Annotated in this window: 18 protein-coding genes; 2 read left to right on the forward strand and 16 right to left on the reverse strand. The window is 31.7% G+C overall.

Annotated elements, in window-relative coordinates:
* Positions 1–360: 360 nt before the first annotated feature.
* From hblA to AC0ONG_RS14140, 4 genes are all read right to left on the reverse strand, one after another.
* The gene (gene hblA, locus AC0ONG_RS14125; protein WP_000591972.1) at positions 361–1,488 is read right to left on the reverse strand and encodes a hemolysin BL binding component B; all 1,128 of its coding nucleotides are present in this window, start codon (positions 1,486–1,488) and stop codon (positions 361–363) included.
* Positions 1,489–1,524: 36 nt separating this feature from the next.
* Positions 1,525–2,745 (reverse strand): hemolytic enterotoxin HBL lytic component L1, encoded by a 1,221-nt coding sequence (gene hblD / locus AC0ONG_RS14130; RefSeq protein WP_474203602.1) that lies wholly within the window; start codon positions 2,743–2,745, stop codon positions 1,525–1,527.
* Between the two features lie 61 nt (positions 2,746–2,806).
* On the reverse strand, positions 2,807–4,126 hold the full coding sequence (gene hblC, locus AC0ONG_RS14135) for a hemolytic enterotoxin HBL lytic component L2 (protein WP_000850235.1): 1,320 nt from the start codon (positions 4,124–4,126) through the stop codon (positions 2,807–2,809).
* A 1,180-nt stretch (positions 4,127–5,306) separates the two neighbouring features.
* A complete protein-coding gene (locus AC0ONG_RS14140; RefSeq protein ID WP_001097907.1) occupies positions 5,307–6,536 on the reverse strand; it encodes a helix-turn-helix domain-containing protein in 1,230 nt (409 codons plus the stop codon).
* Positions 6,537–6,965: 429 nt separating this feature from the next.
* Between AC0ONG_RS14140 and AC0ONG_RS14145 the strand changes: the two genes are divergently transcribed.
* Positions 6,966–7,094: a hypothetical protein gene (locus AC0ONG_RS14145; protein ID WP_003281887.1), complete on the forward strand. Its 129-nt coding sequence runs from the start codon at positions 6,966–6,968 to the stop codon at positions 7,092–7,094.
* Positions 7,095–7,886: 792 nt separating this feature from the next.
* Here AC0ONG_RS14145 and AC0ONG_RS14150 read toward each other — a convergent pair.
* From AC0ONG_RS14150 to AC0ONG_RS14200, 11 genes are all read right to left on the reverse strand, one after another.
* Positions 7,887–8,066: a small, acid-soluble spore protein, alpha/beta type gene (locus AC0ONG_RS14150; RefSeq protein WP_042598237.1), complete on the reverse strand. Its 180-nt coding sequence runs from the start codon at positions 8,064–8,066 to the stop codon at positions 7,887–7,889.
* A gap of 198 nt (positions 8,067–8,264) precedes the next feature.
* Positions 8,265–8,906, reverse strand: a complete 642-nt coding sequence (locus AC0ONG_RS14155) for a GIY-YIG nuclease family protein (RefSeq protein WP_001292159.1) — start codon at positions 8,904–8,906, stop codon at positions 8,265–8,267.
* A gap of 165 nt (positions 8,907–9,071) precedes the next feature.
* Positions 9,072–10,487 (reverse strand): amino acid permease, encoded by a 1,416-nt coding sequence (locus tag AC0ONG_RS14160; RefSeq protein WP_000067454.1) that lies wholly within the window; start codon positions 10,485–10,487, stop codon positions 9,072–9,074.
* Between the two features lie 133 nt (positions 10,488–10,620).
* Positions 10,621–11,439 carry a pyrroline-5-carboxylate reductase gene (gene proC, locus AC0ONG_RS14165; protein WP_001041290.1) on the reverse strand — a complete coding sequence of 273 codons (819 nt, stop codon included), beginning with the start codon at positions 11,437–11,439 and terminating at the stop codon, positions 10,621–10,623.
* Positions 11,440–11,763: 324 nt separating this feature from the next.
* Positions 11,764–12,957 (reverse strand): Ger(x)C family spore germination protein, encoded by a 1,194-nt coding sequence (locus AC0ONG_RS14170; RefSeq protein WP_000790795.1) that lies wholly within the window; start codon positions 12,955–12,957, stop codon positions 11,764–11,766.
* Positions 12,954–14,045: a spore germination protein gene (locus tag AC0ONG_RS14175; protein WP_000628928.1), complete on the reverse strand. Its 1,092-nt coding sequence runs from the start codon at positions 14,043–14,045 to the stop codon at positions 12,954–12,956. The genes AC0ONG_RS14170 and AC0ONG_RS14175 overlap by 4 nt, the downstream gene beginning before the upstream one ends.
* A 26-nt stretch (positions 14,046–14,071) precedes the next feature.
* Positions 14,072–15,646 carry a spore germination protein gene (locus AC0ONG_RS14180; RefSeq protein WP_199670295.1) on the reverse strand — a complete coding sequence of 525 codons (1,575 nt, stop codon included), beginning with the start codon at positions 15,644–15,646 and terminating at the stop codon, positions 14,072–14,074.
* Between the two features lie 689 nt (positions 15,647–16,335).
* The gene (locus AC0ONG_RS14185) at positions 16,336–17,280 is read right to left on the reverse strand and encodes a response regulator (protein WP_086413300.1); all 945 of its coding nucleotides are present in this window, start codon (positions 17,278–17,280) and stop codon (positions 16,336–16,338) included.
* 4 nt (positions 17,281–17,284) lie between these two features.
* On the reverse strand, positions 17,285–18,601 hold the full coding sequence (locus AC0ONG_RS14190) for a sensor histidine kinase (protein ID WP_003261227.1): 1,317 nt from the start codon (positions 18,599–18,601) through the stop codon (positions 17,285–17,287).
* A gap of 233 nt (positions 18,602–18,834) precedes the next feature.
* A complete protein-coding gene (gene glsA, locus AC0ONG_RS14195) occupies positions 18,835–19,815 on the reverse strand; it encodes a glutaminase GlsA (RefSeq protein WP_000588648.1) in 981 nt (326 codons plus the stop codon).
* Between the two features lie 124 nt (positions 19,816–19,939).
* Positions 19,940–21,364 (reverse strand): alanine/glycine:cation symporter family protein, encoded by a 1,425-nt coding sequence (locus AC0ONG_RS14200; RefSeq protein WP_000439283.1) that lies wholly within the window; start codon positions 21,362–21,364, stop codon positions 19,940–19,942.
* Between the two features lie 952 nt (positions 21,365–22,316).
* Here AC0ONG_RS14200 and AC0ONG_RS14205 point away from each other — a divergent pair.
* The gene (locus AC0ONG_RS14205) at positions 22,317–23,468 is read left to right on the forward strand and encodes an anion transporter (RefSeq protein WP_000659290.1); all 1,152 of its coding nucleotides are present in this window, start codon (positions 22,317–22,319) and stop codon (positions 23,466–23,468) included.
* Positions 23,469–23,729: 261 nt separating this feature from the next.
* Here the strand turns inward: AC0ONG_RS14205 and AC0ONG_RS14210 are convergent, their stop codons facing one another.
* The gene (locus tag AC0ONG_RS14210; protein WP_474203603.1) at positions 23,730–23,990 is read right to left on the reverse strand and encodes a cytochrome P450; all 261 of its coding nucleotides are present in this window, start codon (positions 23,988–23,990) and stop codon (positions 23,730–23,732) included.
* Positions 23,991–24,136: the final 146 nt, after the last annotated feature.

Consider the following 24,136-nt stretch of genomic DNA (forward strand, 5'->3'; position numbering starts at 1 on the left):
ATATAAGGTATGGTTTCAAGTTCTAATCTTATTAAAAAGCGATGTCTTTCAAAATGAGTTCTACATCTTTTATCAGTATCGTTTGAACTTTCTTTAGCAGCCTTCAAATCATTAAGTATTAAAGAAAATGTATATAATCTGCTTCAAATTAACCGATTCTGTTGCAAATTTTAAAAAAGCAATTAAACTACAAGGTTATTTTTTATTCGAATCATACTTATATATAATTGAAAGGCGAAGTCTTTAATGAGACTCCGCCTTTCTGTTATATAAGGATTTATTAATTATTACTTTTCTGTTTAACAGTGTAATCATAGACTTTCTATGTTTTAGTTCACTTTACGCAGAATTAATATTTCCCTATTTTTGTGGAGTAACAGTTTCCACTTTTAATTCCTTTATTCCTTCTTTTAATGTAACAGCATCTGTTCGTAATGTTTTCCAACTGTCTTTCGCTGCATTTAAATTAGGTTTTAAGAATTTAAATTTATTTTGATCGGCTTTTTGAGCTGCATTCTCAATATGCCCTAGAACGCCCGAATATTGAGAATCTAAATCATGCCACTGCGTGGACATATAAGTAAGAGCGTTAATAGCATCATCAAGCGCCTTGTGCATTTCATTAATATTACTGTAAGCAACTCCAACTACACGATTTAAGGTTACTTTATAATCCACAGTCTGACGTAATTCTGCTAATAAAGGCTCTAACTTACCTAAATTATCCCTTGCTACTCCCACTATAATACCGCCAATTATTGGTAGACCCAAAATAGCACCCTTCATTACATTAAACCCATCAGATTCTAATTGTTTATAATAGTTTACTGATCCTAATACTTCTTCTAGACGCTTTTGATCGGCATCAACATCTGCACCTTGATTTTTTAAAATTGACTGCAAGAGCTCTTTATTACTTCCAAAAGCTCTAACATCATGTCCAATAGAGTCTCTTAATTTAGTTAATTCTTCTATTAGTTGTTGTGCATACTTTTGATTTTGTTGAATTTCACCTCGCAAATCTGTAATCCCTTCTTTTAAAGTTTCTCCATCCCCTGTATTAATCGCTTCTACCATTGTTTCATAATAATTGTCAAATGTTGTATCGTATTCAACAATACCATTCAATGTATCTAAAAGCTGTTTTTTTACTTTCGTATCCCAAGTAACAGCATGTGCCCTTGCATTCTTTTGATCTTGTACGATTCTACCAGGTAAATCTACATATCCATTAATGGTAATTCCCTCAAAATTCACATCAGGATTCTTAATTAACATATAAGAATAGGCATTCATAGATTTTGCAAATAATCCAGCCTTTTGCAAGGTCTCTTTCATTCTCGCTTCATTTGCAGAAAGAGCCGTATCTCCATTGTTCGTTTGTTCAATTTCACTTGCAAAAGTTGTTACTGGTGAAACTACATTAGCAGTTGTAATAGTTAATAGCGTCGATACAGCGAGTAATTTATAAGGGATTTTTTTTATCATTTCATTTTCCTCCAATTTAGGTTTTAAATTTCAGTTCTACTCCTGTTTAAAAGCAATATCTTTTGAAATGAATTCTGCATCTTTATGAATATCATTCCAACTTTCTTTAGCGGCTTTTAAATCATCTGGTATTAAAGAGAATTTGTGGTCTTGCATAGAATCGATATTATCCAGTAAATCTGTATAATTTGCGCCCATTGTATTCCATTGCTTTTGAATATTTGTTAGAGACAATATCGCTTGATCTACAGTCTGATATAAATATGCCAATGTTTCTTTCGCGTTAGTAAGCGAAAGAACTGCTTGATTAGCACGATCTGCTTTCATACTTAATTCTCCGATTTTGTTAGAAATTTCATTATAGGAGTCCATATGCTTAGATGCTGTGACACCAGCCGCAGTTCCTAGACCGATACCAGCTGCACCAAGAGCCGAGAGTCCACCAACAACAGCCGGTGTTGCTGTACCGCCAGTTACAACAATAACTACCGCTCCTCCAATAGCTGCAATAACTAAAATAGCTGCTCCCAATCCACCACCAATTGACCATGCTAATACATCATCAAAATGTTTTTTCTGAGTAGAACGAAGTCGCTCAATTTCAGCTTGAAGTTGTGGAATCGTTGCCTGTTGACCTGCTAATATTGCAGTTAATCCACCTTTCCCATCTGGACCACCAACATTATTTTTAAAATCTGTAGAATTTTGATATAGTTTCCCTTTGAAGTCTTGTAGCATCTTAATCACATCTGTAACTTCTTTTGAATTTGTATTGATTGTAGTAATTAAATCATTTATACCCTCTTTTAGACCTGCCTTATCTTTCTTTCGTACAGTTTCTACTAATGTGTCGTAATAATTTTGAAATTGTTCATCGTAATTTACAATATTACGAGCAGTTTTTTGAATCTGTGGCTTCGCTGTATCTAACCAGTAATTCGCATTGATTCGTGACAGCTCTTGATTAAGGTGAATATTTTTGAGCAACTCTCCCCCCTCTGAGCCTAAATCGATATTAGATAAATTTACATTTGGTTGCTTAATCATTGTTTTTGCGTATAAATCCATTACTAGAATATGAGACCCTGTTTCAGCTAATGCTTTCTTCAGTCCTTCGGGGCCTAATGCATAATTGCCTACTTTTTGTTCTTGAGCGGTCGTTTCTTGTGCAAATGCATGAATAGTGTTACCGGTAGTAGCAGTTATAACAGTTGCTAATGTAGCTAAAGTTAGTACTTTGAATGGAAATTTTTTCATGACTATTCTCCTTCTTTCGCTAAATGCTTATAATCTGTATGAATTCCCTAAAAACGCAATATTAAAATTTATATACTTGTTCTTCAAGGTAACTTATTACATTTTTTAATTGTCTTAATGTATCTTTTTGAGACTGCTCGTTAGTTGTATCAACATTAGTAGATAATTTTGTAATGCTATTTTTTATTAGATTTAAATCTTCTTTATAGCGCTTTAGTAGATCCAGTTCTACATCTACTTGATTTGCAAACGTATGCAAATCATTTTGTGTAAGAAGAAGCATTGATTTTTGTAAATCAGCTATTGATAGTTTCGTTGTTAAATCATATATTTTTTGATTTTGTTTCTCTAAATCATCTAAATATGCTCGCTGTTCTGCTGTTAATTTATTTACTTCAGCAAAAACGCCAAATGTTTTCTTAATCTTTTCGGTATCAATGACCTTCATCAGGTCATACTCTTGTGTTTTTGCTGCGGCTGCGGCTGCTATTTCACCTTGTTTGCTTTTCTCAATTGCTTCACGAGCTGCTTTTTTTGCTGATTCAATCTCTAGAGCAGTTTTACCTTGTTCTGTCGCTTCTTGCGCCGCTTTTTTCTCCGCTTCTAGAATAGAGTTGTTAATTTCTTTTCCTTTGTTATACGCTGCCACCCCTGCTTGAGCAGCTGGTTCAATAATTTCTTTTGAAAGACTATAAACTTCTTTGAATATAGCAAATCCCTGCTCATTTAAAGCTCCTGGTATTAATGCAATTTGCTGTAAATCATTTTGAATTGCTTTTTTGGTATTTAATATTTCATTTTTTAACTGATCTATTTTTCCTGTTCCATCTGTACTTAGTATGCCTTGCGCAGTTGCCACATTAGTATCAAAATCTTTTAATTTTTTATCAAGCTGTAATTTAAGATCTGTTAATTCATTGATTTGTCGTTGCGCATTTTCTTGATTCGTCATAGCCATTTCTTGAAGTACTTCAAGTCTATCCGAAAATCCTTCTCTATCTTCTTTATTGTCTACAAACGATTTTAATGTCGGGTAATAACTATTAAATTTTGTTACAAATCCTTTACTTTTTGAATTTAATAGAATTAACTGTGGATAGAGTTCCGATGACCATTCCTTCATATCTTGTTTGATTAGGAATTGATTGGTATTTAAAGCTGGGACTTCCTCTAGCTGTACATTAGGACTCATTAAAGATTGATCAATATACGTTTGGATTAATTTAGATTGCGCACCTAATTTTCGTAATGAAGAGGAAATATCCATGCCTTCCTGTTGAGTTTCCGCTTGAACGATTGGTGTTGCGAGAGTATTGATAGGAATAGTTGCTCCAGTTACAATGGATGTGACTAATAATCCTGTCATTATTTTAGTTTTCATTCCGTACACTCCTTTACCATTGTTTTTATAACTTAATTCATATAACTTGTACGACCGCTCTCTTTGTAAACTGGATAAGAAGGAGAAATCTTTCAGATACGTTAATATCGTTGTTTTTTACTTCTAATAGGATGTAAGGATTTTATTTATCTCTCATTTCGATACTCTATTTTTTTAAATATAAATAACAAAAATTTATTAACTATATTTGAATCAGGCACCTTATGAGTAGTAAATTATTAATTCTTTCCTAAAGTTGCGGTTTAACTTACAGAATCGTGAGGATCAATAAACCAATGCTTACAGTTAATCTTGTCATAACATTGTTTAATTTCAATTTGATAATATCCCTCTTAGTTTTGTCAGCAAACTCCTTAGTAGACAACAAAAGGTGAAATTATACTGTACATTGCTTATACTTTTATTGCGGAATAACTTCACTTTTGTTATGCAGAAACTTAGAACACGTTTATTACCAATTTGATTCTTGACCTCTTGTAAATAAATTGACTATTTAGAAAATTATTAAAGACATAATGTTACTTATAACTTCACTATAATTCCTATTAGCGTAACCTTCTCCTTTCTGTCTGGTCATACCAGTTATGTTGTTCATTAAAACATTAAATTTTTAATGCGTAAATAGAAAAATTTTGTCGATTACGCTCGATAATTTACTGTTAAATAAAAATATGAACCGAAAAAAATTATATAAATATAGTTATTCGTAAATTTCATTTCTGTAATTGTAATGATTACAAATTAATGTGTATACGGTTAAAAATAACTATTTTAGCTCAACCAAGAAATTTTATTTTAGAAAAAATACTTATAGAATAATATAATAGGTTTTTTTATACTTTTTTACCTTTATTTAGTTATGTATAATTGCATAAAATGTAGATATATTTAGTAATATATGTTATATTATTGATTTTTTCACGAAATATCCTAATATCATTATTAATAAATATATAATATGAAGATATTAGTCTATAAACTTATCATCGTTATAAACATAGGTTTTAAATTACAAAAAAGCTGCAAAGCTTCCTTGGAACACTTTGCAGCCTTCTATCTTTTTGTTTCCTTTAGCAAAATAATGGTTAGTGAATTTTCATTTTTTGGGATACTTACACCCATGTTTAAGTCTTTACATTGGAGACAGTAGATAACAAACTTATATTATTGTATATTTTTCACGGTACTGCCTAGGGGTCATGCTAGTGATTTTTTTGAAAACTCTTATAAAATAACTTTGGTCATTAAAGTTAAGCCAAGCACAGATATCTGATAACGAATAAGTAGTGAGTGTTAATAATTTCTTTGCTTCTTCCACTCGTTCCCTTTGAATATATTCGCTTAAAGTAATTCCCATTTCTTTTTTAAATAGTTTAGACAGATAAGTAGGCGTAATTTCTAAATGATTAGCAAGTTCATTCAGAGATATTCCATCGTAAACATTTTTATTAATATGTTTTATACATGTAGTAACCGCGTAAGAATACTTTTTTGCATTGTATTCTTTCACACGATCTGCAAAAGTACGTAAAGCATCCCCTGACAATCGCTTTACAGATTCTACATTATCTAATTGTTCCAGGGTTTGTATATATAAAATACTATGAGCAAAAGCAATATCTGGTGGCAGGTTTCCTTCTATTGCATATCGAGTGGCTAAGGTAATCGCAATAATTCCAAGGTTTTTTTGATTCCTGAGCGGATCCTCTATTAGCATAAGTTCAACATCTTCTTGCGAAACCGCATACATATACTGTATTAACTTTTTTTTATTCCCTTCTTTAATAGTCGAAAAGAAATCATTTACTAATGACATATTGTGCGTTTTAGGTTTGTTTTGTCGACGTTTTAAAATATATAAATCAGGTTTCACATTTTTATTAGGAATTTCCTCTAGTACTTTATTTTTTTCCAAGACAATATCTACATCTAACTTTTCATTGAAAATCATGTAATGTAATAAAATTCCCATATCAATTAATGTAGTTTTTTTAATCTCAGATAAACACTGATAATAGGCAAGTCTTTCTTGAATGTTATCATTTGATTTAAATTCTTTCTGAAATTTTATGATCATATCATCTGAATCTTTTGGATGTATAGTAGGACCGATTATAATAGTCCCTTTAATATCATCATGATTTTCTATATGAATTAGAACAAAATTTTCAAGATAGTTGTTACTTCGGAAAAGTGGCAAGTTAAAGGGATCGTTTTCTTGATAAATATCACTAAGATGTTCTTCTTTTGAAGAATAAAAAGGACTACAAACATTATCAGATGTAGAATGATATAAAATTTTTCTGTCTGCAGATAAAATATGTACAGGGGCATTAAATGCTTTATGTGCAAGATCACACAAGTGTTGTATATCGATAGAAGTATTCATTACATTCTCCTTTATAGATCCATAAAATATATTCTGTTAGATATAATTCACGACAAATAATACTATAAAATATCAAATTAGTACAATTCACAACAAAATATTACTATATCTTTTTTATAAAAATCATATATTATTTAATTGTAGTTAGCATCTAAATATCAGAGTAGATAAGTAAACGAAATAAGCTAAGTTCTTTTCTTAATTCTACAAGATATAATTATTGAACTTGAGAAAACAGTGAAGCACTACAAAATACAGTGATAGTCAATGCGAGGACCGAGATAGAAAAATATTACAAATAAAACGAAAGTAACAGGAGATACTGTACCACCGCAAGAAATAACAGTCAAAGTTCCAATTCAATCATTTATACAAATTGAATTCAAAAAATAAATACTGCTAATTTAAATATGAAACTGAAAAACTATTTTGCTCCAAATTTTAGAAAAAGATAATAAAGAAGTCGTGAAATCGGAAAAAGAGGAAAGCGATACGGCTATTTTTGAAACACTATGTTTTGAAAAGTACAAGGTGGAGGAAATTCAAGTGCTCAATTAAACATTTAATTGAGAGAAAGGTCTTTTCATCAACTAAAAATAAAAATAAAAAACGAATGGAATATTCAAAAAATGACACTATATTACTGGTCGTAACATTAGTTTTACTTTCCACAAAAGAGGGAAAAATATATAGACTTTACAAATACTAAGAATAGCAAAATAGCTAGTTTTATTACCGCATCACATAAAGTGAAACTTTAATCAGTGGGGGTTTTGTTCATCCCCCACTGATTATTAGCCCACACAAATCGGGATTTTACAGACAGTTGATCCCCCACCTAACTTCTTTGCTTCCGCTGAATTTTGAGGTGGGGGTCTTACTGCCCGGCAAATAGCGGGATAAACTTATTATTAATTTCCAAACACAATAGTTGTTAATCAACAAAAAACTTCAATAATTAAGGTACACAGTAAATTGATCTCAAAACAGTAATTACTACAGTATCAGTTTTTACTTATTCTATAAAAAAAGAAATATCACTTAATAATCATTACTTTATATCAATTTAGACATAAAACATTTTATTATATCGGCTTAAGTATTATGGAATTAAAATTATAAATAACACCAAAACCCTTTTAAGGGATCATACATCGTTCGTATCGAATTTATCACCTTTCGATACCTATGTCATTAACACAACTAAAAAAGATTATTACAAAGGAATCTGAGAGGTTTTTTCAATTTCGAAATTTATTTTTTTGTAAATTAAAGGAAAAATAATCCGTATATATACGGATTATTTTCTTAGTGTAATCTGTATTGACCTGTTAACTGTTTTTCAGCCATTCAAACTAAGCGTTTTGTAAACTCTCCACCGATCCGAACCATTTGCAGATGATGTGATGTATCAGGTCCCAGTGTGACTCTTAGTTCAAAAGCAATTTCATACTTCATTTGCTCAATAGTACTTGTAGTAGCAGAAATAAGAATTTCCTTTGTATTACTTTCGTATCTTTGAATATTTATAATTGCACTTCCAATATATTTATAAATAACATGTGCCTACTTATGCTATTTATGCATAAGCGACCTAATTTCTTCCAGTATTTTTATAGGAACCCTTTCCCTCCCCTTATTCCACCAATTAAATTTGAAACACAAATGTACATTACATTTCAATATAACAATAAAAGCTACAAAAGCAACGAATTTACTATTTTAAAGTTAAGTGTTTAACCTTGAAGTACTTAAATTCTTTTTTCCAGATAAAGCATACATTATATCTTGATGTTTTATTGTCCTCTTATAATTATGTGGTATCGGGAATTTATTTCGGTGTTCTTTTATTATAATTAAAGTTTGAAGTTCTATGCTCAATACTTTTGCGAGAACATGATAGTTATATCCATTGTTTAACAGAGAAATTATGTCATAAAACATAGTTTTTCCACCCACTAATTTTACTAATTTATTCTTTAACTCCTCCCCTTTTTCTTTAGCTTCATCAATTTCTAACAACATAGATTTTTTATTTGTCTGCTTAATGTATTGAGTATACAACTCTGGGAATTCTTTTTGTACTTCTTTGTTTAATACTGGTTTATATTTAATCATATAAGTAACTTGTAACAATGAGCGTTTTAACAAACTATCTTCAATGAGATACGCTACTTTATTAAATAAATGTACATATTCCTCAATATTGGAATAACTATTAAAATGAGCTAATACTCTACTTTTTATACTAAAAGCCTTGCCTACATAAATAATATTGTCATTATAATCTTTAATGAAATAAATACCACTGTCAGATTTTTTCAATTTATTATCCAATTCTTCTATACTCATAAAATGCAATTCACTCATACTTCTCTCTCCTTAGCAGTTTTAAATCGTAAAAAACAAGCAAGGTTTCTAAAAAAGTACTTAGCTGCCCTAGCATCTCTTATTTTATCTCTTGCTAAATGTCAAAAAACTGTTTCTATGTTACTCAACTATCAATATGATTATTAATAAAATTTTCTATCGTTATTATCTCGCAATTTTATCATGTAATTTCGAGATCGTTTCCTCATTTAAATTACTGTGTTTTATCGAATAAAGGAAATATATTACTACCCCAATAGTAATCCAAATACTAAAGTACACCCATGTCCTTAACGGTAAATTTAGCATTAAAAACAAACAACATACAATTGCAACGCATGGTAATACAGGTACAAAAGGTACCATAAATCCACGTTTTAAATTTGGGTGTGATTTACGTAGAATAATAACTGATAGACAAACTAACGCAAACGTCACCAAACTACCGATATTAACTAAATTAACTAATTCTTTCAAATCAATAAACCCAGCTATTATAGAGCTCCCTATTCCTGCCAATCCAGTTATAAAAGTGGGTGCTCCAGTTTTCTTATTAACTTTCGCAAATGATTTCGGTAACAATCCATCACGACTCATTGCAAAGAATACTCGTGTTGCCGCATACATATTGGAAAAAATAACAGCCATAAGGCCAATTACAGCACCTGCAGCAATTGCACCAGCGACTTTTCCTTGTCCTACAACTTCCATTACATAAGCCATTGCCTCAGGGACATTTAATTCTTTATAGGAAACCATTCCTGTCATAACAAGGCATACCATAACATAAATAATTGTACATATGATTAATGATGCAATAATACCGATCGGAAGATTACGTTTCGGGTCTTTTACTTCTTCTGCTGAAGTTGCTAATATATCAAAACCCGTAAAAGCGAATAAAATAGCTGCTCCACCCGTAAAAACTCCACTTAAACCGTATGGTGCAATTGGTATCCAGTTCATTGGTTTTACATAGAATATACCAACCGTAATAAACAACAAAATCATTCCAATTTTAATCAATACCATTGTATTATTGATTCGTTTACTTTCCCTCGTACCACGGGATAACATCCATGCTAATATCAATGTAATGATTACTGCTGGTAGATTCACAATACCACCATGCGAAGGAATCGTTACTAGAGCTTTAGGTATCTCTAATCCAAATCCCTTTATTAAATTGTGGAAATAGCCTGTCCATCCAGCAGCGACAGCCGCTGTTGCCACGATATATATTAACAGCAATGACCAACCTACTAGATGAGCAACAAACTCACCAATTGTTGCATATGAGTACGTATATACACTACCAGACGCCGGGAGTGTAGAAGCAATTTCCGCGTAACATAATGCTATAAATCCACATATAATTGCTGCAAGTATAAATGAAAAAACAACTGCTGGACCAGCATTTCTTGCTGCTACTAATCCAGTTAACACAAGAACACCCGTTCCAACTATCGAGCCTACCCCTAACATAATTAAATCAAATGCTCCTAATGTTTTCGTTAAAGTCTTGCTTTGATTATGCTCCAACAATTGTGTAACGGATTTCTTTTTTAGTAAATTACTCATATTTTCTGTATCCCCTTTAAAATAAGGTTTATTCTTCTCGTTAGTGTTGTATATAAATTTACTTAGTTATTAACTAGCCTCATAATATTTCTTTTACATTAAATAGATTTGAAATATTATATAAATTCGCTTCTCACTTACTAGTTAAACTAGACATTTCCATAGATTTTTGCGTACAACGTTTCATAGCTGAAATGATAGCTGTTCTTAAACCTTTTTCTTCTAGCGTTACTACAGCTTCTATCGTCGTTCCACCTGGAGAACAAACCATATCCTTCAATTCACCTGGATGTATTCCTGTTTCCAATACCATTTTTGCAGAACCTAATACAGCCTGAGCCGCAAATTTATAAGCTTGTTTTCTCGGCATACCGCCAAGTACAGCAGCATCTGCCATGGCTTCTATAAACATATACACATATGCTGGAGAAGAACCACTAATAGATGTAACAACATCCATTAGTTTTTCATTTATGACCTCCGTCTGGCCGAAAATATTAAATATGTTCAGTACCTCTTTTATATCTTTTTCTGTAACCATTTCATTAAAACATAACGCAGACATTCCTTCTCCAACAAGTGCCGGTGTATTAGGCATTACTCTAACAACTTTCAACTTTCTACCAAATTCATTCTCAGTGCTCTTAATACTTTTTCCTGCAGCAATAGTTACAACGATTACATCATTTTTTATTTGATCTTTTATTTGGTTAATTACCGATGAGTATAAATCTGGTTTGATTGATAAAATTAAAATGTCAGCGCTGTTAGCGACTTCATTGTTGTTAGTAGTTATAGTTATGCCATATTCATTACTAGCATTTTTTAAATTAATGACATTTAAATCTGAACAAATTATTTGATCTGGAGAAACTATATTTTTTTTAATCATCCCACCTATCATAGCAATACCCATGTTTCCACATCCGATAAAACCTATTTGTTTATTCATAATAATTTGCTCTTGCTCCTTCTACTCTAAATTTTATTGATTTTGAAATTATTATTCTAAATAAGGGCTATTACAATTACTTGATTTATCAATAGAATTTCAAAATTCTCCTTCCTATATAGAGCTTACATATACCTCTAATAACTTCTTTGCTTTCGCTGAATTTTGAGGTGTGAGTCTTACTGCCCGGCAAATAGCGGGATAAAATCATTTCTTTAATCTATAATAAGAAGGACATAAAAAAACAAAAAGTTACAAAAATTTTCAAATTAAAACTTTTATAACTTTTTGTTTTGATTCAAATATAATTTCAATTAAGGTATCTCATCGTTTTAAACTTGACGCTCCATAATCTTGTATAGTTACATTTATATGATATTTAATCGGTACTTTACTAAATGTTTGATCCCAATCTTTTTTGACTTTCTCCCATGTTCTCGGGTGTTTAATTCTTAATTGGTTGCCAAAACCCGCAATATCGACTTGATATTCTTTTTGTATTTTTTTTGTAACATGATGTACTAAGTGCTTTACTTCTTTTTCAATAGCTTTTTCTTCCTTTTTTAAAAATTCATTTTCAAAATCTTTTCCTGATTGCATCCAATTTTCAGACAAACGCCCTTCTGATTCAATGTTTACATCAAAGGAAATATTATTTCCGTTAACATGTGGTATGATTTTGCTTTTTATTGACTTTATTTCGTATATAATGAGTTTCTTTGATTCTTTATCAAAAGTTTTTACCACACCACCATTCCTTTTTCCGTTTATCCATACTACTCCTTCCAATTCCTGTTCATTTAAAAAGCCCATCAACTTTTTTGTCTTCCCTTTAATTACAGCAGCTCCTGCAAATTTTGTTTCCCCTTTTATCGAGATTACATTTTGCAAAAGAAAACTGGACCCTGACCGCATCTTTCCTTCCAATTTAGCGAGCGATACAGGAGGTAAAATCCTTGTTGTTCTATTTCTATTATCTGCAATTCCAGACAAACGAAATGCTGGAATTTCTCCTTTTTTGTTTGATTCCAGTACCTCCTTCGCTAGCCCCTTGCTAATTAAGAGCATACAGCTAAGCCGAACTTCATTGTCACGGAGATACTGTTCAAGTAATTGTTCTAAACTGTATGTACGTACAAGACTATCACTAATAACAATGTTTTTTAAATGTGGGCTGAACATTGTGCTCTCTCTTTTCAATGAAAACTCACGAACAATTTGATGAATGGAATCACCTGTCTCAGAAACATTAATATAACGTTTTTGTTGTCCATTTCCTTTACTTTGTGCTTGCGAACTAACAATTTGATAAGTAGCTGTTATAAGATTTCTTTTAGGATAACCTCCTTCCTCATCTTCTTTCTCAATTGTTGAATTCTTCCCTTTATCTAGTGCTATACCTGCAGTTAAACTCAACTCTTCTACTTCTTTACTGCTCCAACATCCTGTTAAAAATAGAAGCAAAAGCGTCCATAACAAAGCAAAATAGAACCGCATATAATTAAATTTATTTTTCACACTACTCCTCCTTTTAATCGCGTAATAATAAGAAGAAGCAGTGGCAGTAAACCAAATAAAAATAAAGCAGCATTACCGAGCATATCCCCCAATTTAAGCAAGTCATTTATATTTTTCGAAGTCATAGCAATGATGTAAATGATTGGAATCAAAGCAAAAATAAACGGATGAATACTCTTTTTAAAGAGTTGCGCTAATCCTAATGCAGCTGCATAATAACTAATCGTATAGGTAGCAAATATTTGCATAATCCATATTACAAGCAGTAAAGATTCAAAACGTTCAAATATCAATCCAGAAATTTCAAAACTGCGCATAAGGTCAATTGTCGGCCATGTTCTTGTTACAACCCCATCAATTGATAATGCACCAATGACCATTACAACAGTTATTACATAAAAGATTAACGGAATAGAAATTCCAACTAAAATAGCTTTTACTGCTTTATTTCGTTGTTCCATAAATACCAAAAGAATTAACATAATTTCAGGACCTGTATATGCGAGAGACGTTGTTTTTATCCCATCTAATACTGGTTTAATTCCCAAACCTAATACGGGACGGAGATTATCTATCTCGAATATTCCGATGCTCATAAAGGAAATGATTAAAAAAATAAAAACAGTAATAGGAAATATTATTTCAAACATCCGTGCAATTGAATTAATACCACTCATAATCAAATAGAGACCTATCCACATAAAAGGCATAACAATAGCCCATGTGGGGGTTCCTTCGAGCAAAAAAAAGCTTATTACTTCTGCCATTGAACGAATTTGAAATGCTGAAGTTGTAAGAAAATACCCTATAATAAGAAAACTAAGCAACCTGCCTATCCATTTCCCTACAATATCTTGACTGTATTGGTAAAATGTTTTTTCTGGAAACTGCTGACTTAATTTGACCATAATTACTCCTGAAACCATTGCCAGTATTCCACCTAATATCACACTTATCCATACATCTGGTGTTTTCACTTTTTCCACAGATGCTCTAGGCAGAGTGAGAATTCCTGTCCCAAGTATGTAATTTACAATAATAACAACTGCCTGTGAAGTTGTTATTCGGTCTTTAAGTTTAGTAATCACTGAAGGCCACTTCCTTTCGTCATCAGCTACCTTTTGCGGATATTTTTTTTGGTATGCATTATTTTTGGTCGACGTCTCATTATTTTTAATGGCATGCGAACCATAAAATCTTTCCAGTCACTGAATCGATATGGAACAGCAGGACTGGTATAAGGAACGCCAAAACTTTTCAGTTTCACTAAATGACTGCAAAGTAAAAGAAAGAAGAGAATAACTCCATACAAACCAAATATCGCAGCACAAAACATAGCTACAAAACGAAGAATGCGTAACGTAATTCCTACACTATATTGTGGAATAGTAAAAGAAGAAATAGCTGTTACCGCAACAACGATAACCATTATTGGACTAACAATTCCTGCTTCTACGGCAGCTTGACCAATTATTAAACCGCCCACAATTCCCATTGCAGGTCCAATCGGTTTAGGCAGACGTAAACCTGCTTCTCGCAAAACTTCGATAGCTACTTCCATAATTAACGCTTCTATTAAAGCGGGAAAAGGAACTCCTTCTCGCGATCCGATAATAGAAATAGCGAGCTTAGTGGGAATTAATCCTGGATGAAATGAAATAAAAGAAATATACAGTGCTGGAGCAAATAATGAAACAAAAGCTGTCATGAAGCGTAATAAGCGGAGAAGCGTACCAGGAAGCCACCTTTCATAATAATCTTCTGGTGATTGCAGCAGCATACTAAATGTAACTGGAGCAATTAAAACAAATGGTGTTCCATCTAACAAAATAGCTACTCGACCTTCCATTAAAGCACTAATAACACGATCAGGTCGTTCTGTATTTTGAATCTGTGGAAAAGGACTTAGATAATTATCTTCAATGAGTTGCTCTATATAACCAGATTCGAGTACACTGTCTATGTCAATTTTCTGAATTCTGTTTTTTACTTCATCCACCAATTCTGTACTAGCAAGATCTCTAATAAATGCGACAACTAACTCTTTCTTTGCACGTTCTCCTACTGGTAGCTTTACTAATGATAAGCTCTCATCCGCACAATGTCGTCGCAAAAGTGAGGTATTATCACTTAATACTTCAGTAAAACCGACCCGTGGCCCTCTGACTAATGCCTCCGATACTGGTTCTTCAATGTTTCGTTTATTTGCTTTTGTTGTACCAAGAATAAACACATCTGCTAAACCATCAATTAAAAGAGCTGTTGAACCTATCAATACTTTGGGTATTAAATCTTTTATGTAATGGACTTCTGCTACTTCACTAATTGTAAGAACTTTATTTTTAATATATTCTTTTGAAACAGTCCCCTCCACATAAGAAGTTTCATTTTTATATTCATCAGAAAAATCATCCATTAGTAATTTCATAATATGTTTGTCAATTATCTCTTTATCTGATAGGCCATCAACAAAAACGATCCCAGCCTGAATATCTGTGCGTCCAATATTAAACTTCCGAAAGCGAACATCAGAATTATGTCCGATTTGTTGCTTTATAAGTTCTAAGTTAGAGGCAAAATCATTTGTGAAATGAACGATTGCATTTTGAGAAGGTTTATGCTCTTGTTTCGTTTTACTTTGAATATTATTTTTTTTCACTTGTTTGTCTCTTGACTTCCACCAACTCATTCTTCCCACTCTTTCTCTGACATACGAACCCAATGAAAAACTCTTGAGATAGTATACGGAATTAAAAACAAGATAAAAGCTTGTACAAAGACTTTCCAATCTGGAAGATAAGAAGTAATTATGTTCCACATTTTTATCACCCAATTTATATACTCTGCTAGGATTGAGATTTCTAAAAAACGATATGTACTTAATAAAAAATAACGATAAGATTAAAGAGCAGAAAAGCGAGACATTATGCTTATTTAGTACCAATAACCTAATTAGTATAAAAACATTTCTGACCTAAAATACCATTTCCAATTATAATTTGTTAAATATTATCTCCTTTTCCGTTATTTATATGCTCGCATTTGAATTTCAAATAATATAAGGATCAATGATATTTCCTCTTAAAGAAAAAAAGATGCTAGAAGATAGCATCTTTTTTTAAATTCAACTTACTATGTATTTATATTTTATTGTGAAAATACTCGTTTTTTTTAATGAATATTAATGTTTAAAAAAATAAAAAATACATATTCTTTTGTTCTAAGTTCATACACTTCTACCGAATCGATACGGAATTTTCTGATTTTAAAATCAATATGAAATAAAGGAAAATACTCTCTTAGAAAAACTATATAAAACAAATAACATGAAAACAATTATCAATCTAGCAATTGAAAATAATAATTAGCAAGAGTTTATCATCTTAACTCCAGGTGTATTCGTTTTGCTTCAAAATAAAGAACTTGAATAAATTTTTTCGTATCAATACGAGCAGGTAATGTTGGTTCATTATTCAATTCTGTCATCTTTCTCCTTACGGTAGTAAAATCAAAAAATCTAGAAGCATAATTTTCGAACTTCGGGTTTAAAAAATCAGTAAGTCCAAGGGATGCTAAATGGTTTAATGATTGATAAATTGCTCTCCGAATCCGTTGTTTGGAAGCTTCTATGAACCTTTTTAATTCGGCATCTTCAGCTGAATCCCCAAGTTTTTTTTGAGCCAAATTCATAAAAATCTCTTTTAGTGAGGGAAAGCCTTGTTCCAACGTGTTATCTTGTTCATATTTATATAAATAATCTAGCATATCCATTAAATCTTTACTTCCACTTTCACTGGCTATTCCTAATTCAGACAAAAGAAAATGAATGGAATTTTGAAAATGATTGAAAGTATTTAAATGTTTTTCATTACGGTATTTTTCTTGCACACTTGAATTACTATCCAATTTTAGTACCATATTAAGCGATTCTTGAATGTTTTTTATTGATTTTTCCAAACGAATTCGTTCAATGACTTTCCGAACAACTGTTAATACTTCAATCCGGTTAATTGGCTTAATAATATAGTATTCAACACCAAGCGAATAAGCTTCAGCAATTAATTCTTTTGATTCTACTTGAGAGACTATGATGATTTTCCCTTTAAACGAAGGCTTTATTTGACGAATTGTTTTTATTCCATCTTGATTCGGCATTAACAAATCGATAAATAAAATGTCTATATTTTTAAGGATTACCATTTGTTGCTCTAAAGATAAACCATCCTCAGCTTCTCCTATAACCTCCCCAAGATCTTCATCCTCGATAATTTGAGCCAACATTGAGCGAACCGCTTTTTCATCATCTACTATATAAAAATACATAGAATCACCCTTTCGAAATTATATGATCAATCCCTAATCTAATTATAAAAATTGATCCTTTTCCTTCGGTTCTGTCCTCAAGCGTAACATCACCTTCAAGTTGTGCGACCATTTCTTTAACATACGATAATCCGATACCTGTCGATGGATTGCCTAAATCATCATATTTAGAAGTAAACCCAGGCTCAAAAATTGAATCTTTATATTTTGAAGAAATACCAGGACCATTATCGCCTATTTGAAATTCAACAAAATGGTGGTCTTTATTAATGTCAATTGTGATGGTTCCCATACCTTGGATAGCTTCTACAGCGTTTGTAACGATATTATTTATAATAGATAAGATTGTATAAATATGATAATGAGGATGCACACCATCAATTTTATACACAAATTGGATATCTTTCTCTAACAACTGTGCATATTTCGTATTTGCCCGTATAATGATATTTACTAGTTCATGTACAGACATATAATCTGTAAAACTTTCATCAGAAATTAGTTTTGAAAGTCCCGCAAAAATACGTTGGTTATCCTTTTTAACGTCATGGACCTCACCAGCAATTTGTAATGCCTGTTGCCTTAAATCCTCAAACTGAAAATCCATCTGTTTATGCTCAAAAGAGTCTAAAGTTTTATATAAATCATAGGATTTTTTTGTTATATTCTCAGCATCTTGTAATGTTTTTTTTAAATGAACAGCATCTTCATATAAATTAGAGATGAGCATGAGCATATGTTCATTTTGTTTCTTTATATGTCGCTCCCTTGATTGTGCTTCATACAATTTCATCATATTGAAAAAGCTTAGAACTATAAAACTATGGGAACATGCGATAACAATGATCTCATTTATTGCCTCGGATGTGATCGATGTTTTTAATACGAAATATTGAATCATTAATTCCACACAGTCTGACAGTATTTCAATCATGCAACCAATAAAACCAATCATTAGTGGTTGATGATAAAAACGTTTGATTTTTGCTAAATGAAAGAGATACGAATAAGTAAAATAAAAGAAAAAACTAGGATAGTGAGTATGAAAAGCGGCTAGCCAATCCATATTTTCCTTTATAATGACATCCATTGAGATACGAAATACTACCACGACTATCGCTGTTAAAAAACCCGGTAAAAATGCTGGAACTCGTCGAAACAATAATAAAAAAAAGAAAAATGTTGGTGCACCAAAGCTCATTCTAAATGTTTCATTTAAGGGAAATGACTTTATTTCACCTACTAAGGGTACTGTAAGTATCATTAAAACGAGAATATAGATGTCTTTTTTTACTAAATTACTAAGATTCAAAATAATCACTTCTCACTTTCGCCTAACAGTCAGTATACAAACCTATTTGCATTAATACAATACTTACTCTATTTTTTTCAAAAACTGATAAATAAGTTATAAACGAAAGCATTATAGATTGTGAGTATTCATTACACTCTTCTACTTTAGAAAGATACTTTATAACTCAAAAATGTTCAGACACAATATAAGGTCTGAACACTTTTGGACTCGCTCTAACACCAAAATATCTGTGCTCCTTTTTAAAATATACTTAAATCCCATTCTTTTGCAATATGTTCTAACAACATAATTCCTGGTAAACTATTCCCATACTCATCAATGGCTGGTCCGTAAATACCAATACCACATCCATCTTGAAACGATAAATCCTTCCTAGATTTTGAGGGAACAAGTGTCATAATTCCGCCGGATACCCCACTCTTAGCTGGTAATCCAATGAAAGCAGCAAATTTTCCAGAAGCGTTGTACATTCCACAAGTAAGCATTAAAGCTTTTGTTAACCTAGCTACTTCTTTAGGGAGCACTTGTTCTTTGCGAATAGGATGATATCCATCATGTGCTAGTATAAGCCCTATTAAGGCAATATCTTCTGTATTTATTTCAATCGAACATTGTTTTAAGTAAACCTCTAGTGTCTCCTCCACATCTGATTCTAGAAAACCATTCTCCTTTAAATAGTATGCTAATGCTCTATTACGATGAGCCGTTTCCCATTCTGATTGAAATACTATTTCATTAATAGCGGGACGCTTCTCTATCATTTTTTCAATTAATACGTATAGAGATTCTAATTTTTCTTGCACCGATGTCCCTGGCAAAAGTGAAGCTATCGTAATCGCTCCAGCATTGATCATAGGATTAAAAGGTTTTCCTGGTTTATGTATCTCTAAACGAATAATTGAATTAAAGGCATCTCCAGTTGGCTCTACGTCAACTCGTTCTAATACATAAGAAATACCGCGACTTAAACAAGCGGCTATAAAACCGATTACTTTTGATATACTTTGTAATGTGAAAGGTATCTCCCAATCTCCTGATTTTATCATTGTTCCATCTGGCTTTACTATACAAATACCTAACTGCGATACATTTATTTCCCCCAGAGCGGGAATATAACTGGCGCTTCGTCCCTTAGCTGCATACGCTCGATAATGAGCTACCCATTGATCTAAGCAAACTTTTTCTTGCCCCTCAACTTGAACGCTAGAATCCTTTATCATTTAATAATATTCCCCCGTACTATTAACTTTATATAGAATGATTTTTTCTTTACTATAATCAATAATATTTGCACTAGAACCAAGAAAAATATTCAGACATATTGCAGTCTGAATATCCTTCTTATTACACACTTTTCTTTTTTGAAGTTTTCTCATAACTATCCCAACATTCAATATTTTCAAGTCCTTTAATGTTTTCTTTATAAAAAATAGGATCTTTACCAGCTTTTTTCTGGTTTATATAATCTTGTAACGCCGCAAATGCTACTTTTGAAAGTAAGGTAATAGCAATTAAATTAATAATAACCATAAAGCCCATAAATAAGTCCGCTAAATCCCATACAATTTGAATCTTTGCAACAGAACCAAATACAATCATAGCCAACACACTTATTCTGTATATCATTAACCACACTTTACTTGTATGTAAGAAGCGAATGTTTGTTTCACCATAATAATAGTTGCCAATTAACGCACCAAATCCAAATAAAAAAACAAAGATAGCAAGACAACCCGATGCCCAAGGGCCTATGTGTTCACTTAATGCTGCTTGTGTAAGTGCAATACCATTTAACCCCGGTTGTTTATATGCATCAGACAGCAAAATAATAAAGGCGGTGCTAGTACAAATGATTAGTGTATCCGTTAATACACCAAATGCTTGAATCAGTCCTTGTTTCACCGGATGACTTGTTGTTGCTGTTGCAGCAACGTTTGGTGCACTTCCCATACCAGCTTCATTTGAGAATAAACCGCGTTTAACTCCATTCATAAGTGCTGCACCAATTGAACCGCCTGCTATTTGTTTAAAACCAAATGCGTTTTGAACAATAAGAGAAAGAACTTCCGGCATTTTTGATATGTTGGTAACTACAACAAATAATGCAACTCCAATGTATAATACCGCTAAAAATACCACCTTGTATTCAGCCATTTTTGCAATACGTTGTACACCACCAAAAATAATCGCAGCGAAAGCAATGGCCATGATTATCCCAACTGTTAGACGATCTGTACCAAATGAGTTTTGAAAAGCAATTGTAACTGTATTTGATTGTACTGAATTGAATACAAGTCCAAAAGTAATTGTGATTAAAATAGAGAATAATACTCCCATCCAACGTTTATTCAACCCTTTTTCCATATAATAGGATGGACCACCGCGGAAACCAGTTTTATCTTTTACTTTATATATCTGTGCTAATGTGCTTTCGACAAAACTAGATGCCGAGCTAATAATAGAAATAATCCACATCCAAAATACAGCTCCAGGACCACCTAATGCAATTGCAATCGCAATTCCTGTAATATTCCCTGTCCCAACGCGGGCTGCCATACCAATACAAAACGCTTGAAAAGGAGAGATTTGATCTTTAGAACCACTTTTCCCCTCCATTAATACACGGACCATCTCTTTTAACATTCGAAACTGTACAAAATTCAATTTAAATGTAAAATAAATTCCGCAAATAACAAGCATAATAATTAACAATTTAGACCATAAAAAATCATTTGTTGATCCGACTAACTCTACAAAAAACCTTTCCATATCATCACTCCATGCCAAAGTTTATATATTATAATTTATATAAAATCACCTATATTTCCTGGTATAAATACCTCTTTCATATTCAAATACAACAAGGATAAAAATTTTCTATATTAATCGGATTGGCCTGTTTAAGCAAACAGCACAACATGTAACCGTAAAACTGAAATTTTGAAGTACTTAACGCTTATACAAACGGATGCTCTACCCCTTTCTGCAAACTAATATTTTTATCCACTAACATTGTTGTACTATTATGTTTGTTTCGTTTACCGGTGATTTAAATCATAAAATCAATAGTGATTAACTGGTTATTTGTTAATTTTCTCAAGAACATGGAAATATCTCCTTTCTCACTACTAATCTCAAAAATAGGCTAGATAAAAAATTTATAGAAAAACTATGAAGCGCTTTCAATCTTCAACTAAGAGAAGCTTGTCTTTAATTTATAATTAAAAGTACAGAATGTTACGAAAAAGTACAGATTTTTATAAAAACAAAAAAATATTTTAAGATTTTTCATCTAAAAAAACAGTGAGATTTTGTGAATTTTATACAGTATCCAAACGTCGCGGATGCTGTTCTACCTAACCTCTGACAAGCCTCTATTTTCTTCATAAAAACATGCATATTTTTTCTCTTTTAGAAGTTCATATAAAGTATTTGAAATCAAGAATCAATGGAATATTATAAGAATATTAAAAAAATAAAACATTTAATTTATTTATGTTATCATACAAAAAACATTTGTTTTCTCAATTAATCCCCCTAGTTGGATTCGTCTATATTGCACATATTTACAACAGGAAAGACACTAAGAAAAAAAGATTTTGTTGAAGGGATGAAACATTACAAAACTCTTATTTAGGACCTTATGACATCCTCTTTTCTAGCAATATCGAGTTATCCCAAAAAACGTATATTTACTAACATAGATTACAGGTGGTGTATTGTGAAAGAAATAGTATTCGTTCAAAATAAAAAAAGACTCCTTATGAAATTCGAATTTTTAAAAAAGGATTTAGTACTTACCATTTCACTGATACTAGCAATTGTAAGCTGCTTAATACATTCGCCAAAGATCGAATATATTAACTTTGAAGTGTTAATTAGCTTATTTAATCTGATGGTAGCCATTAAGGCCTTGGAACAGCTAAAGATATTAGACAAACTTGCCGTTGCGATTTTAAATAAATGCAATAACAGCAGGTCAATATCTATTATTCTAATTTTGTTATGCTTTATTTGCTCCATGTTTGTAACAAATGATGTTGCTCTCCTCACTTTTGTACCAATAACACTTGTCATTAGTAAAAAAACACAAATGAACATGATGGAGACAATCATCCTGCAGACAATTGCAGCAAACATCGGTAGTAGCTTGATGCCTATGGGAAACCCACAAAATTTATACCTATATTCTTACTATGGAATTAAGCTCATCCCATTTTTAGGTTCAATTCTGCTTTTAGCTGTACTTGGAATTAGTTTATTATTTATATTTACTCAAAAACTTCAAAAAACAGATTTGAAAATAGAACTACCTGTTATTACCGTGAAAAATCGAAAAAAAGCTACCGTCTGGATTTTGATACTTATTACTATCATTGCATCTATTTTTGGTGTTATTAATTATTACATCGCGCTAATAGTCACACTGATAGCAGCATTTACGTTAGATAGAAACTTACTATTTAAGATCGATTACTTTCTTCTAATAACCTTTGTCTGTTTTTTTATTTTTATCGGAAACATTTCCCATTCCGATGCACTGGGGACATTTGCTCGCGCTAATTTAAGAGGAGATACTTCAGTCTTCTTTAGTTCCATATTTTTGAGTCAATTGATTAGCAATTTTCCTACTTCAATTCTTCTATCAAACTTTACTTCTGATTGGAAAGCTTTATTACTAGGAGTAAATATTGGAGGGCTTGGAACAATTATCGCATCTTTAGCCAGTGTAATCTCCTATAAACTATTCATTCAGGCCAATGTTAAAGAGAGTAAGGCATATTTAATTAAATTTAGCATTTACAACTTTTCATTTTTAATCATACTTACATGTATACAATACTTTATCTTTAAATTTCTAAAAATTTTTTAAAAAATTGATTCCTTTAGAAAAACCCAAATTTCTCAGCATTAAATTGAGAAATTTGGGTTTTAATATAGGTATGTTTAAAGAGCTACAACAAAGTTACCATCAATTTAATATTTTGAGATGTTCCCAAAGCGAAAACCTTTTAGCTTTTACGTTATTTAATAGAGTTCGGTTCATTTTTTATGCACTCAGTTATATAATAAATGACTGAATTTATAGGGTAATAACTTTCAATTAATAATAGAAATATAACTTATTACAATGTTATTCCATTTTTGAAGTCCTCTTCACAAAATCTTTAATGTCCCTCAATTTTTTTCCGCTAATATTATCTTTGATCGTTGAATCTATTTCAATTTCTAATTTTGCAAATGCTGCTCCTACACAATTATAGATACTTGATCCAAAAGCAAGATGTCTTGCAGTACCACTAAATGCCTTTTTAATATCAATGTCAGGACGATAAACGGTGAATTTATCAAACCTTTCAAATACGTTAGAGTCACAATTTGTTGCACCAATCATACAGTAGTATCCACATAACTAGTTACATTCTCCTTTTTCTATTGTTAATAGCTTCGTAATAAAAGCTGTTAAACAGCAAAAGTGCGAAGTCTTAAATTAGACTTCGCACCTTATACAAATTTACAATCCGTGACGATACCAACACA

The organism is Bacillus sp. TCT6 (genome assembly GCF_056033845.1).

Excerpts from the sequence above, each read along its gene's own strand:
- hblA (WP_000591972.1), bottom strand. The coding sequence starts at position 1,488 with ATGATAAAAAAAATCCCTTATAAATTACTCGCTGTATCGACGCTATTA.
- hblD (WP_474203602.1), bottom strand. The coding sequence starts at position 2,745 with ATGAAAAAATTTCCATTCAAAGTACTAACTTTAGCTACATTAGCAACT.
- hblC (WP_000850235.1), bottom strand. The coding sequence starts at position 4,126 with ATGAAAACTAAAATAATGACAGGATTATTAGTCACATCCATTGTAACT.
- AC0ONG_RS14140 (WP_001097907.1), bottom strand. The coding sequence starts at position 6,536 with ATGAATACTTCTATCGATATACAACACTTGTGTGATCTTGCACATAAA.
- AC0ONG_RS14155 (WP_001292159.1), bottom strand. The coding sequence starts at position 8,906 with ATGAGTGAATTGCATTTTATGAGTATAGAAGAATTGGATAATAAATTG.
- AC0ONG_RS14160 (WP_000067454.1), bottom strand. The coding sequence starts at position 10,487 with ATGAGTAATTTACTAAAAAAGAAATCCGTTACACAATTGTTGGAGCAT.
- proC (WP_001041290.1), bottom strand. The coding sequence starts at position 11,439 with ATGAATAAACAAATAGGTTTTATCGGATGTGGAAACATGGGTATTGCT.
- AC0ONG_RS14180 (WP_199670295.1), bottom strand. The coding sequence starts at position 15,646 with ATGAGTTGGTGGAAGTCAAGAGACAAACAAGTGAAAAAAAATAATATT.
- AC0ONG_RS14185 (WP_086413300.1), bottom strand. The coding sequence starts at position 17,280 with ATGTATTTTTATATAGTAGATGATGAAAAAGCGGTTCGCTCAATGTTG.
- glsA (WP_000588648.1), bottom strand. The coding sequence starts at position 19,815 with ATGATAAAGGATTCTAGCGTTCAAGTTGAGGGGCAAGAAAAAGTTTGC.
- AC0ONG_RS14200 (WP_000439283.1), bottom strand. The coding sequence starts at position 21,364 with ATGGAAAGGTTTTTTGTAGAGTTAGTCGGATCAACAAATGATTTTTTA.
- AC0ONG_RS14210 (WP_474203603.1), bottom strand. The coding sequence starts at position 23,990 with ATGATTGGTGCAACAAATTGTGACTCTAACGTATTTGAAAGGTTTGAT.